This window comes from Dyella ginsengisoli, from assembly GCF_044904665.1.
GTDB lineage: Bacteria > Pseudomonadota > Gammaproteobacteria > Xanthomonadales > Rhodanobacteraceae > Dyella_A > Dyella_A ginsengisoli.
Genome location: NZ_JADIKM010000006.1, coordinates 368,955 through 393,183, shown reverse-complemented (window position 1 = coordinate 393,183; position 24,229 = coordinate 368,955). Strand labels below are relative to the sequence as shown.

The 24,229-nt window shown below is 67.2% G+C and carries 15 protein-coding genes; 8 read left to right on the top strand and 7 right to left on the bottom strand.

Translation table 11 applies throughout. The features are described from left to right. Positions 1 to 29: 29 nt before the first annotated feature. On the bottom strand, positions 30 to 1,988 hold the full coding sequence (locus tag ISP17_RS18970) for a M61 family metallopeptidase (protein WP_404636016.1): 1,959 nt from the start codon (positions 1,986 to 1,988) through the stop codon (positions 30 to 32). A gap of 259 nt (positions 1,989 to 2,247) precedes the next feature. On the opposite strand from ISP17_RS18970, the gene ISP17_RS18965 reads away from it, so the two are divergent. Both ISP17_RS18965 and ISP17_RS18960 read left to right on the top strand, forming a co-directional pair. After that, the gene (locus tag ISP17_RS18965) at positions 2,248 to 2,850 is read left to right on the top strand and encodes a hypothetical protein (protein ID WP_404636014.1); all 603 of its coding nucleotides are present in this window, start codon (positions 2,248 to 2,250) and stop codon (positions 2,848 to 2,850) included. Next, positions 2,831 to 4,669 carry an XVIPCD domain-containing protein gene (locus ISP17_RS18960; RefSeq protein WP_404636012.1) on the top strand — a complete coding sequence of 613 codons (1,839 nt, stop codon included), beginning with the start codon at positions 2,831 to 2,833 and terminating at the stop codon, positions 4,667 to 4,669. The genes ISP17_RS18965 and ISP17_RS18960 overlap by 20 nt, the downstream gene beginning before the upstream one ends. 84 nt (positions 4,670 to 4,753) lie before the next feature. On the opposite strand, the gene ISP17_RS18955 is transcribed toward ISP17_RS18960, so the two are convergent. After that, positions 4,754 to 6,238: an amino acid permease gene (locus ISP17_RS18955; RefSeq protein ID WP_404636070.1), complete on the bottom strand. Its 1,485-nt coding sequence runs from the start codon at positions 6,236 to 6,238 to the stop codon at positions 4,754 to 4,756. A 108-nt stretch (positions 6,239 to 6,346) separates the two neighbouring features. Beyond that, on the bottom strand, positions 6,347 to 7,633 hold the full coding sequence (locus tag ISP17_RS18950) for a sterol desaturase family protein (RefSeq protein ID WP_404636068.1): 1,287 nt from the start codon (positions 7,631 to 7,633) through the stop codon (positions 6,347 to 6,349). Positions 7,634 to 7,947: 314 nt separating this feature from the next. Here ISP17_RS18950 and ISP17_RS18945 point away from each other — a divergent pair, with 314 nt between their 5' ends. From ISP17_RS18945 to ISP17_RS18920, 6 genes are all read left to right on the top strand, one after another. Beyond that, positions 7,948 to 9,483, top strand: coding sequence for an efflux transporter outer membrane subunit (locus ISP17_RS18945; protein ID WP_404636010.1), 1,536 nt, complete (start codon positions 7,948 to 7,950; stop codon positions 9,481 to 9,483). 11 nt (positions 9,484 to 9,494) lie between these two features. Next, positions 9,495 to 10,655 carry an efflux RND transporter periplasmic adaptor subunit gene (locus ISP17_RS18940; protein ID WP_404636008.1) on the top strand — a complete coding sequence of 387 codons (1,161 nt, stop codon included), beginning with the start codon at positions 9,495 to 9,497 and terminating at the stop codon, positions 10,653 to 10,655. Between the two features lie 10 nt (positions 10,656 to 10,665). Beyond that, positions 10,666 to 13,725 carry an efflux RND transporter permease subunit gene (locus ISP17_RS18935; protein WP_404636006.1) on the top strand — a complete coding sequence of 1,020 codons (3,060 nt, stop codon included), beginning with the start codon at positions 10,666 to 10,668 and terminating at the stop codon, positions 13,723 to 13,725. Positions 13,726 to 14,129: 404 nt separating this feature from the next. After that, complete coding sequence (locus ISP17_RS18930) at positions 14,130 to 17,141, top strand: TonB-dependent receptor (protein WP_404636004.1); 3,012 nt, start codon at positions 14,130 to 14,132, stop codon at positions 17,139 to 17,141. A 210-nt stretch (positions 17,142 to 17,351) separates the two neighbouring features. After that, a complete protein-coding gene (locus ISP17_RS18925; RefSeq protein ID WP_404636002.1) occupies positions 17,352 to 17,774 on the top strand; it encodes a hypothetical protein in 423 nt (140 codons plus the stop codon). Positions 17,775 to 17,805: 31 nt separating this feature from the next. Further along, on the top strand, positions 17,806 to 18,351 hold the full coding sequence (locus ISP17_RS18920; RefSeq protein WP_404636000.1) for a hypothetical protein: 546 nt from the start codon (positions 17,806 to 17,808) through the stop codon (positions 18,349 to 18,351). A gap of 11 nt (positions 18,352 to 18,362) precedes the next feature. Here ISP17_RS18920 and ISP17_RS18915 read toward each other — a convergent pair whose 3' ends face one another. The 4 genes from ISP17_RS18915 to ISP17_RS18900 all read right to left on the bottom strand — a co-directional run bounded on the left by ISP17_RS18915 (position 18,363) and on the right by ISP17_RS18900 (position 24,200). Then, positions 18,363 to 19,094, bottom strand: coding sequence for a lysoplasmalogenase (locus tag ISP17_RS18915; protein ID WP_404635998.1), 732 nt, complete (start codon positions 19,092 to 19,094; stop codon positions 18,363 to 18,365). 73 nt (positions 19,095 to 19,167) lie between these two features. Continuing rightward, on the bottom strand, positions 19,168 to 21,504 hold the full coding sequence (locus ISP17_RS18910; RefSeq protein WP_404635996.1) for a TonB-dependent receptor: 2,337 nt from the start codon (positions 21,502 to 21,504) through the stop codon (positions 19,168 to 19,170). Positions 21,505 to 21,685: 181 nt separating this feature from the next. Then, entirely contained in the window at positions 21,686 to 23,023 is a 1,338-nt protein-coding gene (locus ISP17_RS18905) for an alkaline phosphatase family protein (protein WP_404635994.1), read from the bottom strand. Positions 23,024 to 23,102: 79 nt separating this feature from the next. Next, positions 23,103 to 24,200 (bottom strand): glycerophosphodiester phosphodiesterase, encoded by a 1,098-nt coding sequence (locus ISP17_RS18900; protein WP_404635992.1) that lies wholly within the window; start codon positions 24,198 to 24,200, stop codon positions 23,103 to 23,105. Between the last annotated feature and the right edge of the window lie 29 nt (positions 24,201 to 24,229).

Below are 24,229 nucleotides of genomic sequence, written 5' to 3'. Positions count from 1 at the left end.
CCGGCCGTGGGGATGAAGGCGGATGGGGATTACTTGCGGGCGGTGGCGATGTCGCCAATCAAATCCTTGCCGCTGGCGCGGACCAGGTGCGGATACTTCAGGCCGTCGTGGTAGTCGACGCGGTAGGTGCTGTAGGTGTCCACGTTCTTCACCAGCAGCTCGATCGGCGCGTTGGCACCCTTGGCCGCGGTGACGGCGTCTTTCAGCGCGTCGGGCGAGTAGTCCTTGCCGTTCACGGCCACGATGCCCAGGCCCGGTACGAGGCCGGCCTTGAACGCGGGGCCGTCCCACTGCACATCGTAGATCTGCCCGTTGCTGCCGGCGGACAAACCCAGCGAATAGCCCAGGTTCACGCCGTGGCGCACCTTCTCCATCGCCTTGTCCATGTCGTTGGGCTGATCGGTGTAGACCAGCTTCCAGCCGCCGCGCTCGATGCCGTGCTCGGGCAGCTCGGTGCCGGTGTAGTCCAGACGCTGGCGCAGGAAGCGCGCCCAGTCGTACGGCTGCACCTGATTGAGCGTGCCGACCACGTCGTCGAAGGTGTAGGTCTTGGTGACGTAGCTGCCGTTGTCCTGCCCGTAGAAGGCGCGGGCGAAATCGTCCAGCGAGTGCTTGCCGTGCGAGAGCTCGCGGATCTGCGTGTCCACGTCCAGCCACAGCAGCTGGCCTTCGGGATAGAAGTCGGTGCCGCGACGCCAGTTGATCCAGCCGCCGCCGCCGAAATAGGTGAGCGGCGCGGCGTCGGCGGTGTCCTGCAGCGAGCGCCAGCCGCGGCCGGTGCGGTGCGCCATCGCCGCGGCGATCGAGGCCAGCGAGTCGCGGTACTGCGCCGCGCTCCACAGGCCCGCGCGCGAGGTGAGCACGCCGCACCAGTAGTCGGTGAGGCCTTCGTACACCCACAGCAGATCGTCCTGCATGGGCTCGTTGAAGGTGGGCGTCCACAGGTCGGCCGGGCGGCGGAACTTGCCGTTCCACGAGTGCACGTACTCGTGCGGCATCAGGCTGGCCGCCAGCATGTGCATGGTGTCGTCGGTGAAGAAGTTGGCCGGCAGGCGGTCGTCGCTGGACTGGTGGTGCTCCAGCCCGAAGTGGCCGGTGTGGTCCGACAGCGTGAGCAGGAAGTCGTAGTGGCCGTAGTGGTGCGCGCCGAACAGCTTGAGCGTCTGCTGCACCATCGCGCGCTGGCCGGCGAGCTGCTTGTCGGTGAGCTTGACGTCGTCGGCCCCGTCGCCCACCACGTTCAAGTGCACCGGCACCTCGGCGCCGGGATCGAGATCCACCCGGTTGAAGTGCGCGCCGGCGATCAGCGGCGAGTCCACGAGGTTGTTGAAGGTGACCGGCTTGAACTGGGTGGTGGCGCCGGACTGGCTGGCCACCTCCAGCGCGCTGCCGAACTTCCAGCCGGCCGGCAGCGTGACGCTGGGCGCGACGGTGATCTGCCGCGTGTAGTGCCCGGCCGGGTAGAACGCCACCTGGTTGAACTCCACGTCCACCAGCTTGGGCGTGGAAGACGCGCTGGCGCCGAACTCGCCGCCGTCGCCCGGCGACAGGAACTGGAAGGCGAGATCGAGCTGGCTGACGCCGGCGGGCACGTCCAGGTGGATCGCGTACATCTCGCGCAGGTCGCGCCGCCAAGCCAACTGCTTGCCGTTGGCGCTGATCACCAGCCCCGCCACGTTCTGGATCGGGCCGGACGGCGCGTGCTCGCCGGGAATCCACTTCGGGTAGTACAGCGTGAGCGCGCCGGGTGTGACCGGGATGGTCTCGGCCACGCGGAAGATCTTCTTCGGCGCATCGGCCAGATCCACCGCCAACGTCAGCGTGCCGGCATACGGCTGGTCAAGCGGCGCGGGCAGCGCGGCCGCATGCGCGGCCGGCAGTGCGAGGGCCAGGATCAGGGCGGAACACAGGCGGGATACACGTGGCACAGGACGCACTCCGGACAGACGCCGGGAACGCGATGCCTCACCTCCCCCGGCCGCAACCATGCCGGCGACCCGTCACGTCCTGTGGTGCGGGCCTGGCATGGGACAAGGGCTCGATGGTAGGTCGAAGGTCACGCCCGGCCCCCTGCCAGAGGTCACGACGTCGACCATCGGCCATGGCCCGGCGAGGCAAATGGGAGACCGCCGTGCACCGCATCACGCTCGGCGCGGCAGAACCATCAAGGATCGGCAAAGGCCGACAGAACGCAGCACAACACGCGTGCTAGGTTCCCCACTCGTTGCCCGAGGACATGGAACTCCGATGCCGCGACTTCCCGTTGCCGCCGCCCTCACCCTGCTCTTCCTCACTGCCTGCAGCCGAACCATGGACGACTCCGACATCAAGCAGAACCCGCATCCAAAACAGGCGTACGAGATCACCGTGACCATCCGGGATGCCCCGGGGCCGTTCGATTCCGTGAAAGGCGAAATGGCTTTCGAGGTCGAGAACAGCAATTGCGTTCCGCAGGATCTGGTCAGCGGCGCACGGAAGGTTCCGACCCGCTATCCACCCGTTCCGCTTGAGGCCCTGGGCGGTGGCCGATATCGCGGCACCATCTATCTCGACCTGCTGCAGGATGACGATTACTTCGGCTTGGGCACCTGTCATTGGCACTTCAATGGCCTGATCGTGACGGCAAGCGCCTTCAATCGGACCTTCGGCGCGAACTTCACCCCTGACCAGATCCGTGCGCAGGGCACCCACGATCAATACGTTCCCAAGGACCTCTACGCACCTGCGCCAATGGACAACCTCAACTATCCGGCAGGCCCTTCAGATGTCCAGGTCGCGCAGCACCCGGAGAAATTCTTCGCAATGGAACTGACTGCCAAGGAGCGGCACGATGAGCACACCATGGAATGAAAAGGCCGGCCTGGCTGCAGACGCCTACACCGACCGGGCAAAGAACGATAGCGTGCTCATTCATGGCGTCCGCTATGCCGTTCTGGATTCGGTGAGATCTTCAGCCACGGGGTTCCAGGCAACCGCGTACCTGGACGTCGACCAAGGCAAGGTCGAAATCATGTATCGCGGCACCGAGGCCATGGGCGACGGATTTCGCGATGACAAGGTCGACCTCGAGATGGTCCGCTCGCGGCTCAACGCCCAGATGCCCGAGGCCGAGGCATTCACACTCAAAGTGCTCGCCGAGGCGAAAGAACTGGAACCGCGTTATCACCACCCTGTTGAAGTCACCGTTGGTGGGCACTCGCTGGGAGGCACCCTTGCCGAGGTGATGGGATACCGCCACGGCCTGGGCGGCGAAGCCTTCAACGGCTACGGGGCGGTCGATCTCGACTACGGCGTCCCTCAGGGGCAGCCGAAAGAAGCTCCCCCGTTCATCAACCACGCCAAGGCAACCGATATCGTCAGTGCCGCGAGTCGCCACTACGGCACGGTGAAGATCTATGCCACCGAGCAGGATGTGGCCGATCTCAGGGAGGGGCGCTACCTCGATGCGCCGGACCCACGGCATCCGGCCAACCCGATGATTGCGGGCCAGCTCGGCGCGCACTTCATCTCGAACTTCGCGCCGGAATCCGGCGAAGGCGAAAGCGTCCTAACCGCAGCCAATGAAGCGCGCTACGAGCAGCACCAGGCCGCCTTCGACCATTTCCGTCATGACGTGCTCACCTCTCGGGTGGCGCTGCACGATCTGCTGAACGACACGAACCGGGCAGCCAACAAGGCCCACCTGACCGACCAGCTCGACGATGCCGTCGACGTGATGCGCTACAAGGTGGCGGTGCGCGGGCTGGAGTACGTGACGGGACTGGACGACACCGGAGCGCGGATGCAGGTCGTCGGCAACCTCACGCAGGTATTCGGCAGCGCGGCGCAGGCCAACGTCGATGCAACGGCGGCGAATATCCATTCCACGGGCGAGACCGTGGACGGCGTCGCGCATGCCGCATCCCGTGTGCTGCATGACGGCGGGCGGGCCTGGCATCAGGCGAGTGGTGCCGCTGCCGATACCGCGACAGAACTGCGACCTGTCGCACCGCTTGCCGCCGACGCGGTGGGCCTGGGTGCGCGGATCGTCGGCGCGGTTGGCGAGATGGCGGCAGACGATCTGGCCAGCAAGGCCAGCGCCGCCGGATCCCTGTTCCACGGCGCGAGCGAGTGGGCCTCGCAAGAGTTGCACAAGGCGGGAACCGCCCTCCACGACGGCGCGTCATGGGCAGCACGCCAATGGCACGACGCCGGCCAGCGTGTGCAGCATGCCGTCGACGGGCTGGCCTCCACCCAGGCGCATGATGCGCTTGAGGACAACCTCCAGGGCACGCCCCGCCTCGACGATCCACGCCATCCGGATCACCCGATGTACCGGCAGGGCTGGAGCCAGGTGCAGCGGCTCGACGCCGAGCGTGGTCGCGCTTCCGATCAGTGCAGCGCCAACCTCACCGGCGCGCTGGTGACGGCCTGCAAGGCGCAAGGCATGACGCGCATCGACGCGGTCACGCTCAGCGAGGACGGCAGCCATGCCATCGCTACCGAGCAGGTGTTGGGCCGCACTTTCCAGCGCCACGCCGTGGTGGATACCGCGCAGGCGGTGCGCATGCCGCTGGAGCAGAGTTCGGCGCAGGCAGCCAGCCTGCCCGCCTCACCCACCGCTGCGCTGGCACCCCCGGCACAGGCACTGGACCAGCTGCAGGCAACAGGACACACGCTGCAGCGGTGAACCGCCTGCGCTTGCATCAAAAACAATGCGCCCGCGGAACCGAGCCGGCTCCGCGGGCGTTTCATTGAGGGCAAACAGCGCGGCTTACGACTTGGCCAGCTCGCTGTGGCGGATGCCGTAGGCGAAGTAGATCGCCAGGCCCAGGATCATCCAGGCGATGAAGCGCCAGATGGTGATCATCGGCAGGCCGCCGAGCAGCTGGAAGTGGCCGTCGGCGAACCACGGCCAGCCGATGATGAGGAACAGCGAGAACAGCATGCCGGCCGGCGCCACCAGCCACAGCATCGGCGTGCGGAAGCGGCGCTCCACGTTCGGCTGGCGCACGCGCAGGATCAGCACCGAGCCGCAGATGATGATGAAGGCGGCGAGCGTGCCGATGTTGACCAGCTCGGCCACCTCGCCGATCGGCAGCGAGCCGGCGACCAGCGCGGTGAACACGCCCAGAATCATGGTGGGACGTGCGGGCGTGCCGTACTTCGGATGGATCTTGGCGAACCACTTCGGCAGCAGGCCGTCACGCGACAGCGCGAACCAGATGCGCGCCGCGCCCAGCATGAAGGCGAACATCACGCTGGTGATGCCGGCGATCGCCGCCACCGAGATGATGCCGCGCACCCAGTCCAGCCCCAGCGCCTTGAACGCCGCATCCACCGGCGCCGCGCCGCTGAGCTGGTCGTACGGCACCATGCCGGTGAGCACCAGCGACACCGCCAGGTACAGCGCCATCGACACCGCCAGCGACAGCAGCACGGCGCGCGGCAGGTCGCGCTGCGGGTTCTTCGATTCCTCCGCCGCCGTGGTCAGCGTGTCGTAGCCGAATACGGCGAAGAACACGATGCTCGATGCGGCCAGCACGCCACCCCAGCCGTAGGTGGTGATGCCGTCCTTCACCACCGCGGTGGGAATGAAGGGATGCCAGTTGGCGGTGTTGACGTAGAACGCGCCCACGCCGATCACCAGCGCCACGCCGATCACCTTGATCGCCACGATGACGGTGTTGGCGCGCGCGCCCCACTCGGTCTTCACCGTGAGCATCCAGGCGATCAGCAAGGTGATGGCCGCGGCGATCACGTTGAATACCTTGCCGCTGTCCGGATGCTGCGGGTCGTAGGCGCCCTGCGCCCACACCGGCAAGGTGACGCCGAACAGTTGCTCGATCAGCGCCTGCACGTAGCCGGACCAGCCGATCGCCACCACGCCCACGATCAGCGCGTATTCGATCAGCAGGTCCCAGCCGATGATCCAGGCGAACAGCTCGCCCAGCACCGCGTAGCCGTAGGTGTAGGCGCTGCCGGTGACCGGGATCATCCCGGCGAACTCGGCATAGGCCAGCGCGGCGCAGGCGCTGCCCAGGCCCGCGATGATGAAACTGAGCACCACCGCCGGGCCGGCGTTCGCGGCGGCCTGCTGGCCGGCGAGCACGAACACGCCCACGCCGATGATCGCGCCCACGCCGATCGCAGTGAGCTGCCAGAGCCCCAGCACGCGGCGAAAATCACCGCGCGAGCCGGCCTCGGCCTGCAGCTGTTCGATCGACTTGTGGCGCACCAACTTGGCTAGAAAACCCATCATGCATCCCCTTGATACCGACGTGTAACAGCGGACGATCATAACAACGATGCCCGCGAAAACCTTCACGGGCATCTAACAAGGCAAATCATTTGGACGTATAGACGGCTATCTGGAAGAAGCCGCATGCACACCATTTCCTGCCGACGCATCCGAGCCGGAGGTGCCGTCGACACCGCGCGTCACCCACGCCAGCGCCAGCGCGCTGGCGCCAAACAGCAGCGCGAACACCGCGCCGATCGCCGCCCCCTCGATGCCGAACCAGCGCCCCAGCACCGCCGGCACCACGGCGAGTGCGACCACTCGCGCCGCCTCCAGCCACACCGCGCCGGGCCGCCCTTCCCACCACGCGCCGAGCACGGTGAGGCTGAGCGCAATCACCAGCGCGTAGCCCAGCAGCACGCCCAGGCCGGCCTGCGCCGCCAGGCCGAGGAAGTGCGTGGTCATGCCCAGCAGCAGCACGAACTGCACCAGGCCGTAGATGGCACGACGGCGCGTGAGCGGCGGATCGAAGCGTTCGCGTGCAAGCTCGAAGGCCGGCTTGGGAAAGCGAGCCGCCACGTCGGCCGGCCGCCAGCCCGGCGGGCGGAACCAGATCTGCAGCCGGTCGCGCCAACGGGTCGCGCGCCGCGCGTCCTGCCAGGTCGCCCAGTACACCTCCAGATTCGCCCACAGCGGGTTGAAGCTGCGCAGCGGCGCACGCGTGCCGTACACCGGACGATCGCTGTCGTCCTCCTCGACGAAGGTGCCGAACAGGCGGTCCCACAGGATCAGGATGCCGCCGTAGTTCTTGTCCAGGTAGCGATCGTTCACCGCGTGGTGCGCGCGGTGGTTGGAAGGCGAGCAGAACACGCGATCGAACCAGCCCAGCTTGCCGACCTGCTCGGTATGCACCCAGAACTGATACAGCAGGTCGATCAGCGCCACCGCCACGAACACGCTCACCGGGTAGCCGAGCAGCGCCATCGGCAGATAGAACAGCCAGCCCAGCAGGCCGCCGGTGGCGGTCTGGCGCAGCGCGGTGGAGAGGTTGTAGTCCTCGCTCTGGTGATGCACCACGTGCGCGGCCCAGAGGATGTTCACCTCATGCCCCATGCGATGCAGCCAGTAATAGAGGAAGTCGTACAGCAGCAGCGCGCTCACCCATACCCACCAGGCGCCAGCCGGCAGCGCGAACAGCGCCAGGTGCTCGAAGCACCAGGCGTACACGCCCACCGTGAGCACCTTCAGGAACACGCCCGCCAGCTGCGAGATCACCCCCAGCCCGATGCTGGTGACCGCATCATTGCTGCGATACGCACGCCGGCCGCGCAGCTTCGCCACCAGCAGCTCCACGCCGATCAGCGCGAAGAACACCGGGGTGGCGAAGGTGATCACGGTTTCGGCGGCAATCATCGCGATGCGCCCGCGCAGGGAACGGGGCCGCGGCGAGCCGATGCCGGAACGGGTGACGACAGAAACATTCATACCTCCGCAGCAGTCCGCCCGGATCATAGCCAAGCACACCGGGGAAGGCCCGGGGCGATGTCGAAATCGGCGGCAGCGGATCGTCGTCCCCAGTCGCTCCCGGCGTTGCCGCCCGCGCCCGTGGCATCCGGCGAGCGGTCACGACTTCGCTTTTTTCCACAATATGACTGGCGACACGGATATCTAAACCAATGGGTATGGTAATGTCTCGCCCGGCCAATTCTCCTGCCAGGTCGTTTCCCTTGTCTCGACACTTTGCCTTCATGGCGCCGCGTCTGTTCGGTCGCGGCGCGCAACGGCTCGCACTGATCGCCACCGTCGTGTGGCTCGGTGGTTGCGCCGTCGGCCCCGATTACCGGCGCCCCGACGCGCCGAGCGTGGACCGCTACACCACCCAGCCATTGCCCGCTGCCACCGTCACGGCCGACACCCCCGACGGCGATGCGCAGCGCTTCCTCGCCGGGCGCGACGTGCCGCAGCGCTGGTGGTCCACCTATGGCAACGACGAACTGAGCCGACGCGTGCAGATGGCGCTGCAGCACAGCCCGTCGATCGCCTCGGCCCAGGCGGCGCTGCGCCAGGCGCAGGAGAACGCCAGCGCGGCGCGCGGCGGACTGTTCCCCGCCGTCGATGCGAACCTCGGCGCCACGCGGCAGAAGCAGTCCGCGGTCGATTCCGGCGTGCCCGGCGGCGCGGGCCCGTTCACGCTGTACAACGCCTCGGTCAGCGTGGGCTACACGCTCGACCTGTTCGGCGGCGTGCGCCGCGGCATCGAGGCCCAGCTGGCGCAGCGCGACTACCAGCAGGCGCAGCTCGACTCCACCTACCTCACCCTCGCCGGCAACGTGGTCACCGCCTCGCTGCAGGAGGCTTCGCTGCGCGAGCAGATCCGTGCCACCGAGCAGATCGTCGACTGGCAGCGCAAGACGCTGGACATCGCCGACAAGCAGCAGCAGATCGGCGCAAAGTCGCTGTCCGACACGCTGGCGGTGCGGGCGCAGCTGGCGACCACCGAGGCGACCCTGCCGCCGTTGCGCGCCCAGCTCGCCGCCACCCGCAACCGGCTGGCCACCTACCTCGGCACCACGCCGGCGCAGCTGGACGCGGCGGCGCTGACGCTCGACGCCGTGCACCTGCCGCAGGACATCCCGGTCAGCCTGCCCGCCCAGCTGGTGGACCAGCGCCCGGACATCCGCGCCGCCTCCGCCGCGCTGCACGCCGCCTCGGCCCAGGTCGGCGTGGCGACCGCCGCGATGCTGCCGCAGATCACCCTGTCCGGCAGCGCAGGCTCGCAGGCATTCAGCCGCGGCGATTTGTTCTCCGCCGGCACCGGCGCGTGGTCGCTGGGCCTGGGCCTCACCCAGCCGCTGTTCCACGGCGGCGAGTTGCTGCACAAGAAGCGCGCCGCGCAGGCCGGTCTCGACAAGGTCGCCGCCGACTGGCAGCAGACCGTGCTGACCGCGTTCCAGAATGTCGCCGACGCCCTGCAGGCGCTGGAGTACGACGCGCAGACGCTGGCCGCGCAGGCTACCGCCGAGCAGGCCGCTTCGCAGCGGCTCGATCTCACCCGCGAGCAGTACCACCTCGGCGCCACCGGCTACCTCAACCTGCTCGATGCCGAGCGCAGCTACCAGCAGGCGCACATCACGCTGATCCAGGCGCGCGCCGCACGGCTGTCCGACACCGCCGCGCTGTACACCGCGCTCGGCGGCGGCTGGCGCCAGGACGCCGCCGCACCGATGGCGACCTCCGCTTCCCCTTCCAACGTTTCCCGATAAGGAGATCGCGCATGACGACGCGCGCAGACAAGAAGCCCAGCACGCTCAAGCGGATGATCTGGGTGATCCTGGGCACGCTCGCCCTGATTGCGGTAATCGTCGGCATCAAGGTGCTGCTGGTCATGCGCATGATCCATTCCATGCCCCAGCCGGCGCCGGTCACCGTGAGCACGGTGAAGGCCAGCGAGCAGGCGTGGCAGCCCGCGCTCAATGCGGTCGGCAGCCTGCGCGCGGCCAACGGCGCCGATCTCGCCGCCGAAGTGGCCGGCCTGGTCACCGACGTGAACCTGAAGTCCGGCCAGGAAGTGAAGAAGGGCCAGCTGCTGGTGCAGCTGCGCGACGGCGACGAGGTGGCGCAGCTGCAGCAGCTGCAGGCGAACGCCGAGCTGTCGAAGATCACCCTGGAGCGCGCGCGCAAGCAGCTCGCCGCCCAGGCGATCAGCCAGGCCGACTTCGACACGGCACAGGCCGACACCAAGGCCCGCATGGCGGCGGTGGCGCAGCAGCAGGTGGTGATCGCCAAGAAGCAGCTGCGCGCGCCGTTCGACGGCCGCGCCGGCATCATCACCATCAGCCCCGGCGACTACCTCGCCGCCGGCACGTCGGTGGTCACGGTGCAGCAGCTCGATCCGCTGTACGTGGACTTCAACGTGCCGCAGGGCGAGCTGGGCCGGCTCAAGGTCGGCCAGCCGGTGACCCTGACGTTGGATGCCTACGCCGGCCGCAGCTTCAGCGGCAAGCTCAGCGCGATCAACCCCAAGGTGGATGCCAGCACGCGCAACGTGCAGGTGGAAGCCACCGTACCCAACCACGACCAGACGCTGACCCCGGGCATGTTTGCCAAGGTCAGCGTGGACGTCGGCAAGCAGCGCTCGCAGCTCACGCTGCCGCAGGCGGCAATCGTCTACAACCCCTACGGCGACACCGTCTACGTGGTGCAGCCGTCCAAGGGCAAGGACGCCAAGGGCAAGCCGCTACCGCCCACGGTGAAGCAGGCCTTTGTCACCACCGGCGACAGCCGTGGCGACCAGGTGGCGATCCTCAAGGGCGTCAGCGCCGGCACCGAGGTGGTGAGCAGCGGCCAGATGAAGCTCAAGAACGACGCCCCGATCACCGTCGACAACAGCGTGCAGCCGGCGGATAGCGCAAGCCCGTCACCGCAGGAGCATTGAGCGAGCGCCCATGAAATTCACCGACCTGTTCATCAACAAGCCGGTGCTGGCGATCGTCGTCAGCCTGCTGATCCTGGTGCTCGGCCTGAAGGCCGTCACCAGCCTCACGGTGCGCCAGTACCCGGAAACCGAGAACGCCACCGTCACCGTCAGCACCGCCTACTACGGCGCTGATGCGCAGACCATGGCCGGCTTCATCACCCAGCCACTGGAGCAGGCGATCTCGCAGGCGCAGGGCATCGACTACCTGTCCTCCACCAGCGTGCAGGGCGTGTCGACCATCACCGCCACGCTGCGCCTGAACTACGACGCCAACCGCGCACTCACCGAGATCACCACCCAGGTGAACTCGGTGAAGAACCAGCTGCCGCAGCAGGCGCAGCAGCCGGTGCTCACCGTGCAGACCGGCGAGACGGTCGATGCGATGTACATGGGCTTCTACAGCGATGTGCTGCCCACCAACAACATCACCGACTACCTCTCCCGCGTGGTCAAGCCCAAGCTGGACTCGATCTCCGGCGTGCAGACCGCCGAGCTGCTCGGCGCGCGCAACTTCGCGCTGCGCGCGTGGCTGGACCCGGCCAAGATGGCCGCCCACGGCGTCACCGCGGCGGACGTCAACAAGGCGCTGGCGGCCAACAACTACCTCGCCGCAGTGGGCTCGTCCAAGGGCCAGGCGGTCACCGTCGACCTCACCGCTGCCAGCGACCTGCACACGGTGGACGAGTTCAAGCAGCTGGCGGTGAAACAGGACAAGGGCGCCATCGTGCGCCTTGAGGACGTCGCCACGGTGACGCTGGGTTCGGACAGCTACGACTTCAACGTGGCCTTCAGCGGCAAGCGTTCGGTGTTCATCGGCATCAAGGTGGCGCCGGATGCCAACGTGCTGGACGTGGCCAAGCGTGTGCGCGAGGCCTTCCCGGACATCCAGAAGCAGCTGCCCAGCGGCCTTACCGGCGAGATCGTCTACGACGGCACCGAGTTCGTGAACAGCTCGATCGACGAGGTGGTCAAGACCCTGGTCGAGGCGCTGGTGATCGTCACCGTGGTGATCTTCCTGTTCCTGGGCAGCCTGCGTGCGGTGATCATCCCGGTGATCGCGATGCCGCTGTCCCTGGTCGGCACGTTCTTCGTGATGCTGGCGCTGGGCTACTCGATCAACCTGCTGACCCTGCTGGCGCTGGTGCTGGCGATCGGCCTGGTGGTGGACGACGCGATCATCGTGGTGGAGAACGTCGACCGCCACATGAAGGAGGAGCACAAGACCCCGCTGCAGTCGGCGCTGCTGGCGGCGCGCGAGCTGGGCGGGCCGATCATCGCGATGACCGTGGTGCTGATCGCGGTGTATGTGCCGATCGGTTTCCAGAAGGGCCTCACCGGCGCGCTGTTCACCGAGTTCGCGTTCACCCTGGCCGGCGCGGTCACGGTGTCGGCGGTGGTGGCGCTGACGCTGTCGCCGATGATGTGCGCGAAGTTCTTCCGCTCCGAGCAGGACGAAGGCCGCTTCGTGAAGTTCATCGACCACCAGTTCGAGCGCGTGCAGCGCGGCTACAAGCGCATGCTGCACGGCACGCTGTCGACCTGGTCGGTGGTGATCGTGATGTCCGCCCTGCTGCTGCTGGCGACCATCGCACTGGGCATGACCGCCCAGTCGCAGCTGGCACCGGAGGAAGACCAGGGCATCGTCGCCGGGCAGATCGTCGGCGCGCCGAATGCCACCGCGCAGCAGATGAACGTGTACGCCGAGCAGATGTTCGCCGCGGCGAAGAAGCTGCCGGAGTACGAGCAGATGTTCCAGCTCACCGGCGTGCCCACCACCAGCCAGGGCATCGGCGGCGTGCTTTTCAAGCCCTGGGACCAGCGCACGCGCTCGGCGCACGAGCTGCAGCAGGAGCTGCAAGGTGCCTGGAACGGCATCGCCGGTGCGCAGGTGGCGGCGTTCCAGTTCCCGCCGCTGCCGGGCGCCTCGGGCCTGCCGATCCAGATGGTGATCACCACCACCGAGCCGTTCGAGAACCTCAACGAAGTGGCCAGCCAGGTGCTGGCCAAGGCCCAGGCCAGCGGCAAGTTCTACTTCATCGACTCGGACCTGAAGGTGGACAAGCCGCAGGCCACGGTGTCGTTCGACCGCGACATGATCACCTCGCTGGGGCTGACCCAGCAGGACGTCGGTGCCTCGCTGGGCGCGGCGCTGGGCGGCGGCTACGTCAACTACTTCTCGATCTCCGGGCGCTCGTACCGGGTGATCCCGCAGGTGCTGCAGGCCGACCGCCTCAACCCGCACCAGGTGCTGGACTATTACATCAACACGCCAGGCGGCGAGGTGATCCAGGCGTCCACCGTGGCCAGCATCAAGCACTCGGTGGTGCCGCGTTCGCTCAACCACTTCCAGCAGCTGAACTCGGCGACCATTTCCGGCGTGTCCGGCATGTCGCAGGGCGATGCGCTGAAATACCTCAGCGACCTGGTGAAGGAGGTCGCGCCCACCGGCTACACCGTGGACTACGCCGGCCAGTCGCGGCAGTTCACCCAGGAGTCCGGCGGGTTCGGTGGCACGCTGCTGTTCGCGGTGATCATCGTGTTCCTGGCGCTGGCTGCGCAGTTCAACAGCCTGCGCGACCCGATCGTGATCCTGGTGTCGGTGCCGCTGGCGCTGTTCGGCGCGCTGATCTTCGTGAACCTGTTCACCAGCCTCAACATCTACACGGAGGTGGGCTTGGTGACCCTGATGGGCCTGATCAGCAAGCACGGCATCCTGATGGTGGAGTTCGCCAACCACTCGCAGCTGGCCGGCATGGGCAAGCGCGAGGCGATCGAACACGCCGCCGCCGTGCGTTTGCGCCCGATCCTGATGACCACTGCCGCCATGGTGCTCGGCGTGCTGCCGCTGGTGATCGCCTCCGGCGCTGGCGCCGCGGGCCGCTTCAACATGGGCCTGGTGATCTCCACCGGCCTGGCCATCGGCACGCTGTTCACCCTGTTCGTGGTGCCGGCGTTCTACATGCTGCTGTCTACCGACCACCACGCCGATCAGGCCAGCGACGAAGACCAGCCGCTGCTGGAGGCCTGAGCCGCCTTTCGGCCACCGTCATGAGGCACCGAAGAGGCGCGGGCAACCGCGCCTCTTCTTTTTTGCTCGCCGGGATATCGACAACGTCCGAGCACGGGACGCAGCCAGGCGCGCGAAACCGGCGCGAGCACGGCGGCAAGCGGCGCGCTGGCTTCAGCGCTGAGAAAGGCGATGTAGTGCGGCAGGTTCTTGCACTCTCGCTTGGCTGGCGTGAAGCATGTCTTTAGCTGGGTTGCGGAGCAGTCTCGCGTTCACTTAACGTCGGAATTACATCGTCGATCCCCCAAGCTGGACGATGCCGTGGCACGCCGCCTTCCCCGAGGTCGGCGTTCCGTCTCCAAGCCAAATGGCCCAGCACGCAGGTGCTGGCCGGCGGCGATTGTTTGTCTGGAGTTCCAATAACAATGAAGCACATCTTGTTTAACCGCCGCTCGGCCCTGGCGTTGGCCGTGGGCATGAGCCTGGCCGGCGCCGCGTTTGGCCAGGCCACCACGGGTGCCATCTTCGGCCAGGTGCCGAACGGTGCCGGTCAGACAGTGAAGATCGAAAGCGGCTCGGGCTTTACCCGCGAAGTCGCGATCGATGCATCGGGTCGCTATTCGGCCAGCTCGCTGCCGGTGGGTACCTACACCGTCACCCTGTTGAAGGATGGCCAGACCGTCGACTCGCGCAACAACGTGTCACTGCGCGTTGGCGGCGGCGTCGAAGTCGACCTGGGCGCCTCGGCAAGCAATGCGCAGGAACTGAGCGCGATCTCGGTGTCGGCCAACGCGCTGCCCTCGATCGACGTCACCTCGGTCGACTCGCGTACGGTGATCACCTCGCAGGATCTGCAGCGCCTGCCGCTCAACCGCACCGCCGAGTCCATCGCGCTGCTCGCACCGGGCACCGTCTCGGGCAGCGGCTACTTCAACAATGCCGTCTCGTTCGGCGGCGCAGGCGTCACTGAGAACGCCTATTACATCAACGGTTACAACACCACCAATCCGCTGAACGCGACCGGTGGCGTTGGCCTGCCCTACGGTGCCATCGACCAGCAGCAAGTGCTCACCGGCGGTTACAGCGCCAAGTACGGTCGTTCCGACGGTGGCGTGATCAACCAGATCGGCAAGAGCGGCACCAACGAGTGGCACTTCGGTGCACAGGTGCAGTGGGCGCCGGCTTTCGCGGCCGCCGACCCGGCTGACATCTATTTCCCCAAGCGGAACCTGCCTGCCGGCTACGGTTACACCGACCCCTCCTTGCCGGGCACGCTGTATCGCTCTCGCAAGGGCAACACGTCGTGGGAGACCACCTACAGTGCCTATGTCGGCGGCCCGCTGATCAAGGACAAGCTGTTCTTCTTCCTGGCCGCCGAGGCGGACAAGGAGCAGGGCAAGTCGACCTCGTCCATTCTCGCTGCCAACACGAACAACACCTACTACTCGTACGATCGCCCGAAGGTCTACGGCAAGCTCGACTGGAACATCAACCAGAACAACGTGTTCGAGCTGAGCGTCGTCCACGACAAGAACGAGTACGAAGGTACCCAGTACGGCTACGACTACGGCACGGGCACTGCCACCGGTGATCTGATCGGTCACGATACGACCAACAAGAGCTCGTCCGACTACTACATCGGCAAGTACACCAGCTATATCACCGATGACCTGACCGTCAGCGCGCTCTACGGCTGGAGCAAGACCGAGGACTACCAGGTGGTTCCGGGCGGCAGTGCGAACCCGTACCTGTCGCGGCCCGACCTGCAGGATCCGGCCGCCACCGGCGGTGCGATCATCCGCAACGACCAGACCCAGCTCTACACGCAGAACCCGAACGCCAACAACAAGACGCACGGTCTGCGCCTGGATGCCGAGTATCGCCTGGGCGACCACACGCTCAGCGCCGGTATCGACAACATGTACTTCTATTCGTCGGACGAAGGCCAGCAGCTGACCGGTCCGAACTATGCCTGGCTCTACGGCAAGACCTCGCAGCCGAACCAGCCGCTTTCGACCACCTTCGGCATCGCTGCCCCGGGTGGTGACGGTTACTACGTGCGTCGCTACGTGTTCGACAACGTCACCAGCATGTCGGTCAAGCAGAAGGCCTACTACCTGGAAGACAAGTGGCAGGTCAGCAACAACGTGCTGCTGAGCCTCGGCCTGCGCAACGACAAGTTCACCAACTACAACAATGCTGGCCAGGCGTACATCAACAACGACAACCAGTGGGCGCCGCGCCTGGGTGTGAGCTGGGACGTGTTCGGCGATTCCTCGCTGAAGGTGTACGGCAACCTGGGTCGCTACTACCTGGCGCTGCCGCCGAGCGTGGCGATCCGCGGTGCCTCCGCCTCGACCTTCACCTACGAGTACTTCACCTACACGGGTGTCGACGCCAACGGTGAACCGACCGGCCTGACCGCCCTGGGCCCGGGCCCGGTTTCGACCAACAACGAGTACGGCACCGCGCCGGACCCGAAGACGGTGGCCGCGACCAACCTCAAGTCGCAGTACCAGGACGAAGTCCAGCTGGGCTTCGACAAGTCGCTGGGTGACAGCTGGGTGACCGGTGCGAAGGCGACCTACCGTCAGCTGCAGACCGCCATCGACGACGTCTGCGATACCGACGCCCTGGCGGCCAAGGCGGCTTCCATGGGTGTCGATCCGGACACGCTGGCAATCCGCGGCTGCTACATCTTCAACCCGGGTGAGACCAACACGTTCCGCCTGAACCATGTGGACGGCTCGGGCTTCACCGACGTCACCATGCGCAACTCCGACTGGGGCTTCACCGAGGGCGCCAAGCGCAAGTACTACGCGCTCGACCTGTACCTGGAGCACCCGTTCGACGGCAAGTGGCAGGCGCGTGTCGACTACACCTTCTCGCGCAGCTACGGCAATACCGAGGGCCAGGTGAAGTCCGACATCGGCCAGACCGACGTCTCCAAGACCTCGGACTGGGATACCGCGGCGCTGATGGAGAACTCCTACGGCCTGCTCGCCAACCACCGTCGTCACCAGCTGAAGGTCCGTGGCAGCTACCAGGTGTCGCCGGAGTGGATGGTGTCCGGCGCCCTGCGCGTGCAGTCGGGCGCGCCGAAGAGCTGCATCGGCTACTACGGCACCAACGAGGGCGATCCGTCCGGCTACTACGCGAACTACCACTGGTGCGCAGGTCAGCCGTCCGCTCCGGGCGCCGCAGGTAGCAACCCGTGGACCAAGAAGCTGGACCTGAACGTGACCTACCGTCCGGCGTTCGCCGACCACAAGCTGGCCTTCGGCCTGGATGTGTTCAACGTCCTGAACGAGACCAAGGCGCTGCAGACGGATGCAACGTTCGAGGACGACCGGTACACGGTCTCCAACACGTACAACCAGGGCATCTTCTTCGAGGCCCCGCGCTACGTGCGTTTGAGCGCTTCGTACGATTTCTGATCGTGCGGGCGGAGGCCGGGGCGGTGCCCCGGCCTCACCCATGCTGCATTGGCGCCACCCGGCAACGGGTGGCGCTTTTTTTTGGGGCGACGGACACGATCCGGCCGGGCGAGCGGCCCACCTTGCAGCGCGGCTTGACGGCTGCTTGGGGCAGAGCGGTCTAATCTCGTCGCCGGCCGATCGGTCCGGCCCCTGTCCAAGGAGCACGCCATGAGCAAGCCTCCCACCTGGTTCTACGTCGTCGCCACGCTCGCCCTGCTGTGGAACCTGGCCGGCTGCGTGGCCTTCGTGGCCGACCTGCACCTGACCCCCGAGGACATCGCCAAGCTGCCCGATGCGCAGCAGGCGCTCTATCGCGCTCGCCCGCTCTGGGCCATCGGCGCCACCGGTATCGCGACCATCGGCGGCGCATTGGGAAGCCTCTGCCTGCTCTTGCGCAAGCGCTGGGCCACCGGCCTGCTCATCGCCTCCCTGCTGGGCGTGCTGGCACAGGATGTCGGCCTGTTCGTCATGCTGGAAAGTTTGAAAGCAGCAAGCGGCGTGGCTCCGCTGCTGCAGGGCGTCGTGCTGCTCGTGGCGATCGGCCTGGTGCCGCTTGCGGGCTACGCCAACGCGCGCGGCTGGACGACATGAGGCGCACGAGAGGCCCGCTTGGGTTGACGCCATGAGCTCAGTCGGCAGGCTTCACCTGCGTGGCATGGCCTGTGTGGTCGCGCTCTGCATGGCAGGCACTGCCAGCGCCCGGGAAACCCCACCTACCTGTCACGCGCGGGGCGGACTGCCCCTCGGTCTGGAGCAGTTCCTCGATGCGCAGGGGTTCGATCCCGCCAATCGACTGGTCGCCCTTGCCGATCTCGACAGCGACGGACGATCGGAGGCGCTCGTATACCTGCGTGGCAGCGAGTGGTGCGGAAGCGGCGGCTGTACTCTGCTGGTGCTTCGCGGGCAGCGGGGAAATTGGCTTCGGGTCTCACAGATACCGGCCACTCGCCTGCCGGTCCGACTGCTGGAGCAACGTCACCATGGCTGGCGTTCGCTGCAGGTCCATGTGGGCGGCGGGGGTGGTGCCGCGCACGACGCCGTGCTGGACTTCGACGGGCACCGTTACCTTGGCAAGCAGACTCCCCCGGGAGCAACGCCGTCTGCGAACCCTGCAGGACACCCTCTGATCGATGAGGCGCCCGAGAGCACCCCTCGCTGCGAACGCTGAGTCACCGCCGATCAGCGCCCGTGGCCGAATTCGCGCCTGACCGACCAGGCGATCAACCCGATCGCCGGGTAGTAGGTGCCAAGCACCCATAACGCCGACAGCGGCAGTGCATGGCGGAAACGATCCCACGCCAGCAGGCTGTCGCTGACCATGAACAGCACAGCGCCGAACGCAGCGCGACGCGCGGGATGTGCCAGCGGGTCAGCCATCGCCGCGTGCTGCCAGGCGCGACCTGCCGCCTGCCCGGCCATCGTTGCCAGCACCAGCGCGTAGACCGCCACAGGCACACGCAGTGCGGGCGCGACGAACGGCCACAGCAGCCACAACAGTCCGACGGCGGCCAGCAGGCAGGCGAGCCAGGCCTGCGGACGCACCGCGAAGCGGCTGTCGTCCAGCCACGCGGCGAGGAAAGCCAGGTGGGCGAGCAGGAAGGCGGCCAGCCCCGGCACGAAGAAGTCGCCCGGCAGCATCAGCAGCACATCGCCGAGCAGCGCGAAGGCCAGGCCAATCACGACACGCTGGCGGTAGCGCAACGACAGTGGCGACGGCGCACGCAAAGCCACGCCGATGACCAGCACAGTGGCCAGCGGCTTGAATGTCCAGTGCAGCCAATACCACCCACCGCTGGCACCCGGCCCCGCCATCAGTCCGCCGAGGATGGCCCCGGTCGCCGCGAATGCGATGGTCGGGACGATCAGGGAACGAGCCGTGGACGGCACGTTCCCGCGACGAGCATCGGTCATGCCGGAGATCCTTCGGGGCAGGTCCGCTCGATCATAGCGCCGCCCGGCGCAGGGCCGGGCGGCGCCGGGTGGATCAGAACCGCACGGTCGCCGTCAGCATGCTGGCGCGCGGCGCACCGGCGAGCAGGGTCTGGTAGGTGCCGCCGGCGTCGCTGACCACGAAGCCGTTGGAGCCGATGGTGCCGAAGTAGCGCTTGTTGGCGAGGTTGGTGACGTTGAGCGCGAGCTTGATGTCCTGCGCAAAGCCGACCTTGCCCAGGTCGTAGCCCACCTCGGCGTTGAACAGCCAGTACGACGGCACGCCGGCATCGTTGATGTAGGTGTAGTAGCGCTTGCCGGTGTAGTGCGCAGACACGCGCACGTCCCACGGGCCGGGCGTCCACACCAGCTCCGAGGCGATCAGCTGCTTGGGGCTGTCGACCACGGTCTTGCCCTTGGTCGGCACCACGATCGGGTTGTTCTGCGCATCGAAACCGCTGACGTAGTTGTTGTCGTAGCGCGAGCGGTTGTAGGAGAGCGAGTTGGACCAGTGCAGGTCGTCGGCCAGCTTGAAGTTCACCGCCAGCTCGGCGCCGCGGCTGCTCACCGAGCCCACGTTGGCGTAGCCGCTGGCGCAGCCGACGATGCCGGCGCACTGCGAGATCACCAGCAGGCGGTTGTCGAACTTCACGTCGTACAGCGCCAGCGAGGCCTGGTAGAAGTCGCTGACCTGGCGCAGGCCGCCCTCGATGGTGCGCGACTGCTCGGGCTTCAACTGCTTGCCGAAGGTGTCGAAGGCGACCTGGGTGGTGGCCAGCGGGCCGGTGATGCCGGCCTGGTAGGCGGCGATGTTCTTGGCGTACGAGCCGAACACCTCGAAGCCGCCGCCGAGCTGATAGCTGGCACCGATCTGCGGCAGGAAGGTCTTCTTCGCGGTCAGCGTGCCGGCTGCGTAGGCACCGGCGGTGCCGTAGGTGAGCGTGCCCGGCACGGCGCGCGCGGTAACCTTGCTGTGCGGCGACTTGAAGCCCACGTCCACGCTCAGGCGGTCGTCCAGCAGCTTGAAGCTGTCCTGCACGTAGAACTGGCGCGTGGTGGTTTCGTAGTGCTGGTAGAACTGACGCAGGTTCGGATCTTCGAGGAAGTAGTTGTCGCTGATCGGACCGGTGACGTAGTAGTAGTTGCGCTGCACGTTGTGGTTGGAGTCCTCGTACCAGAACCCCGCCTCCACGTGGTGGCTGCCGATGTCCCAGCTCAGCGCCGCGGTGAGGCCGCCGCGGTCGATGCCGTACTCGGTGGTGCGGATCGAGATCGGCGTCTGCTGCGGCGTGCCCGGGTAGGAGGGCACGTACGGCGTCCACCAGTGACCCTGGCCGCGATCGTTGTGGTAGTAGCCGGTGGCCTTCAGGCGCACCGTGTCGCTGAGGGCGAAATCGCCGAACACGCTGGCCACGGTGTCGTCGCGCAGGCCGCTGGCGTCGTAGTAGGCGTCATCCACGCTCTGCACGTTGCCGTCGTTGACCGTGCCGGTGGTCTGGTACTGGGTGGCCACGGCCACGGCGCGGTTCCAGTCGGGGCGGAAGTTGTCCCAGTTCCAGCCGTTGCGCTTTTCCAGCGCGAGCGAGAGATCCTGGTAGTCGTTTTCGTGGCGGCTGGAGGTGGTGAGCAGCGCACCGACGCGGCTGTCGTCGCCGAAGTCGTACACCGCCTTGCCGTTGAACTGCTTCTGCGTCTGGTCGCCCTGGCCCTTCCACTTGTCGACGGTGGCGTAGGCGCCGGACAGGTACATGGCGAAGCCGTGGTGGTCGCCGGTGTCGAGGCGCGCGTAGGTGCGGCGGGCCGAGTCGCTGCCGATGCTCTGCGCCACGGTCACACCGTAGTCGGGCGTGGGATCGGCCGAGTAGAACTGCACGGTGCCGCCGAGGTCGCTGGTGGACGCCGTGCCCAGCGAGCCGATGCCCTCGGCCAGCTCGGCGCCGCCGAGGTTCTCGGCGATCAGCGCACGGCTGATGTGCAGGCCGTTCTGGTTGCCGTAGCTCATGTCGCCCAGCGGAATGCCGTCCAGCGTGAAGCCGAGGCGGTTCTGGTTGAAGCCGCGCAGGCTGATGCGGGTGGACCACTCGTAGTTGCCGAACGGATCGGCCGACTCGAAGTGCACGCCGGGCTTTCCTTCGAGCACCTTGAGCGGGCTGCTGCCCGGCGGCAGCACCTTCACGTCTTCGCTGGTGATGCGCTGCACCTGGCGCGACTCGCCCTGGCCGATCACCGACACCGTCTGCAGCTGCTTGACCTTGCTGGCATCGGCGGCGGCATCGGCGGGCGCGGCATCCGTGGCGCTCGGCGTGTCGGTGGCCAGCGCGCTTCCCTGCAGCGCGGCGAAAAGGGCAAGCGCCAGCACGGCGCGGCGATGGGAGATCAGGCGGTTCGACATGCGTGCACATCCTCGTCGCGGGGGCACGGCCCTCGCGGCATCAGTGGGAGAAACGGGAAATCTGCGATCGCCCCGATCGGGCGAATCGCGAAAGCATGAGTGGCGCGTGTGAAGCGACGCTTACACCGGTGTGTCAGCGCGTTTGGACGGCTAAACCGTTCTGTCACATGCGCCGGATCGTTCAGCGCTTCGGCGCGAGCAGCGCATGTCCTTGCGCCGTCGGCAGCGTCACACCGAGGTAACCGGCCAGCGTGGGCGCGATGTCGCGCATGTCCACCACGCCGAGGTCGCGGCCGGCCGGCACGCCGGAACCGGCGATCAGCAGCGTGGCGCGTTGATCGGGGCGCGACGGGTCATAGCCGTGCATGCCGTGGTAATGCGAGGGTGCCGGCAGCGGCGCATCGAGGGTGACACCCAGCTCGTAGCCGGGCTTGAGCACCACGAACCAGCTTGCCTTGTCGCTGCCGCCCTTGGCCAGCAGCTGCTGGCGATCGAGGATCTCGGCGATGCCGTAGGCCGGGTCCTGGCGCAGACGATCAAGCAGCGCCTGCACGCGCGCCTTCACCGCTTCATTGGAAGGATCGCGCAGCACGATGGCCGCGCTGCCGCCGTCGTTCCACACCGCCGCCTGCCAGTCGGTGATGGCGCCGTCCTTCAGCGTCACCAGACCGTCCTTGAGGAACGGCGCATACAGGTTCACATCCTGCGTGACCGGCGCGAAGCCGTGGTCGGAGACCACCGCGACGACGCCGTCCGGATGCACGCGCCGTGCGGCCGCGGCCACTTCGCCGACCAGGGCATCGATCTGCTCGAGCACGCGGTTGGCGTCGGGCGTGCCGGGGCCCTTGGCATGCTCCTCGTGGTCGAGCGAGGCGAAGTAGACGGTCATGAAATCCGGCCGATGCAGCGTCAGCAGCTCTACTGCGAAGCGCGCGCGTGCCTGGTCGCCGTCGAGCTCCTCGTTGATGCCCTGCGGATACGGGCCGAGGTCTTTCTCCAGCGCCGGCAGCAGTCCGGGCGTGGCCAGCGCGGCGAGCAGCTTGCGATCGTCGTCGGTGCCGGTGCGCCAGATCTGCGGCAGGTTCCAGTCCACGCCCACGGCGCCCACGCTCACCGGCCAGTGCACGTTGGCGGTGGAGAGTCCCGCGTCGTGCGCGGCCTGCCACAGCGTGGGCACCTTGATGTCGCTGGCGTACCAGTCCCAACCGAGCTGGTTCTTGTTGGTGGGATCGAAGCTGAGGTTGCCGCCGACGCCGTGCACGCTCGGCGACACGCCGGTGAGCAGGGTGACATGGCTGGGATAGGTGAGCGTGGGCAGCACGCCGGTGACGCCTTCGGCATAGCTGCCCTCGCGCAGGAAGCGGGTGAGGTTGGGCAGCGCCAGGCCGCGCTCCTTCGCATGCAGCACGTCGCCGGGACGCAGCCCGTCGATGGAGATCAGCAGCACCGGCGCGGCGGCGCTGGGCAGAGCGAACGCGAGGGCCAGCAGGCCCAGGCAGGAACGGAACAGGCGAGGCATGGCGGCGATCCGGGGAAGGGAGCCGCGCATGCTTGCCGCCGCGCGCTACACGGTGGTGACAGCCACGTGTCCGCCCGCGTCAGCGCGCGTCGACGGCCTGCCGTCCCAGCGCCGGATCGTCGGTGAAGAACGCATCGATGCCGGCATCGAGGTACACCTTGAGCTGCGCCAGCATGCCGGCGGCATTGAAGGTGTTCGGGTCGTCGCCCTGCCAGAAGTCCTTCGCCAGGAAGGTGTTCTCCGGGCGGAAGGTGTACGGATGCACCTGCAGGCCAGCGGCGTGCGCATCGTGCACCAGCGCGGTGGGCGTGCCGAGGTGGCCATCGGCGGTGTACGGGATGATGGCGTGGTAGTCGGGGCCGATCGCATCGGCGTACCGGGCGATCGTCCTGAGCCCCGCCGGCGTGATCATCTGCGCGTAGGTGAGCGTGCCGCCGGCCGCCAGCACGTCGCCCGGGTGCATCGCCGGCTCGTCGATCAGCTGCAGCAACGTAATGTTGGGATGCGCCTTGCCCAGCTTGCCGCGCAGGTACTTCAGGTTGGCGATCTCGAACGACTGGATCTCCACCGGCGCGGTGCGCGTGTACGCATGCGCGGCCAGCGTGGCGAGCAGCGCGTCTTCCATCGGCAGGCCGATGTGCTGGAAGTAGGTGCCGTGCTTGATCTCCGGGATCAGCCCGATCACTCGCCCGCGCGCGGCCGACTCGGCGGCGACGAAGTCGATGATCTCGTCCAGCGTGGCGATCTGGAACTGGCCGTCCCAGGCGGTGCCGCGCAGCTCGGGCAGGCGCTCGCGGGCGCGCAGGGTTTTCAGTTCGGCGAGGGTGAAGTCCTCGGTGAACCAGCCGGTGACGCGCTGGCCGTCGATCACCTTGGTGGTCTTGCGCGCGGCGAACTCGGGATGGCTGGCCACGTCGGTGGTGCCGGCGATGTTGTTCTCATGGCGGGCCACCATCACGCCGTCCTTGGTCATCACCAGGTCCGGCTCGATCACGTCGGCACCGTCGGCGATCGCCTTGGCGTACGAGGCCAGCGTGTGCTCGGGCCGCAGCGCGCTGGCGCCGCGGTGGCCGATCACCAGCACCTTCGACGCGAGCGGTTTCTCGGCGGCGTGCAATGCGGCAGTGGCCATCGGCAGCAGTCCGAGCAGGAGGGTGAGACAGCTTAGGCGACGCATGGGCGATTCCGGCAGGGAGATGCCGTGCG

Bases quoted from the DNA above. Each gene is read 5' to 3' on its own strand.
- ISP17_RS18910 (WP_404635996.1), bottom strand. From the start codon at position 21,504: ATGTCGAACCGCCTGATCTCCCATCGCCGCGCCGTGCTGGCGCTTGCC.
- ISP17_RS18960 (WP_404636012.1), top strand. From the start codon at position 2,831: ATGAGCACACCATGGAATGAAAAGGCCGGCCTGGCTGCAGACGCCTAC.
- ISP17_RS18940 (WP_404636008.1), top strand. From the start codon at position 9,495: ATGACGACGCGCGCAGACAAGAAGCCCAGCACGCTCAAGCGGATGATC.
- ISP17_RS18930 (WP_404636004.1), top strand. From the start codon at position 14,130: ATGAAGCACATCTTGTTTAACCGCCGCTCGGCCCTGGCGTTGGCCGTG.
- ISP17_RS18920 (WP_404636000.1), top strand. From the start codon at position 17,806: ATGAGCTCAGTCGGCAGGCTTCACCTGCGTGGCATGGCCTGTGTGGTC.
- ISP17_RS18900 (WP_404635992.1), bottom strand. From the start codon at position 24,200: ATGCGTCGCCTAAGCTGTCTCACCCTCCTGCTCGGACTGCTGCCGATG.
- ISP17_RS18955 (WP_404636070.1), bottom strand. From the start codon at position 6,238: ATGGGTTTTCTAGCCAAGTTGGTGCGCCACAAGTCGATCGAACAGCTG.
- ISP17_RS18925 (WP_404636002.1), top strand. From the start codon at position 17,352: ATGAGCAAGCCTCCCACCTGGTTCTACGTCGTCGCCACGCTCGCCCTG.
- ISP17_RS18915 (WP_404635998.1), bottom strand. From the start codon at position 19,094: ATGACCGATGCTCGTCGCGGGAACGTGCCGTCCACGGCTCGTTCCCTG.
- ISP17_RS18905 (WP_404635994.1), bottom strand. From the start codon at position 23,023: ATGCCTCGCCTGTTCCGTTCCTGCCTGGGCCTGCTGGCCCTCGCGTTC.
- ISP17_RS18970 (WP_404636016.1), bottom strand. From the start codon at position 1,988: ATGGTTGCGGCCGGGGGAGGTGAGGCATCGCGTTCCCGGCGTCTGTCC.
- ISP17_RS18935 (WP_404636006.1), top strand. From the start codon at position 10,666: ATGAAATTCACCGACCTGTTCATCAACAAGCCGGTGCTGGCGATCGTC.
- ISP17_RS18950 (WP_404636068.1), bottom strand. From the start codon at position 7,633: ATGATTGCCGCCGAAACCGTGATCACCTTCGCCACCCCGGTGTTCTTC.
- ISP17_RS18965 (WP_404636014.1), top strand. From the start codon at position 2,248: ATGCCGCGACTTCCCGTTGCCGCCGCCCTCACCCTGCTCTTCCTCACT.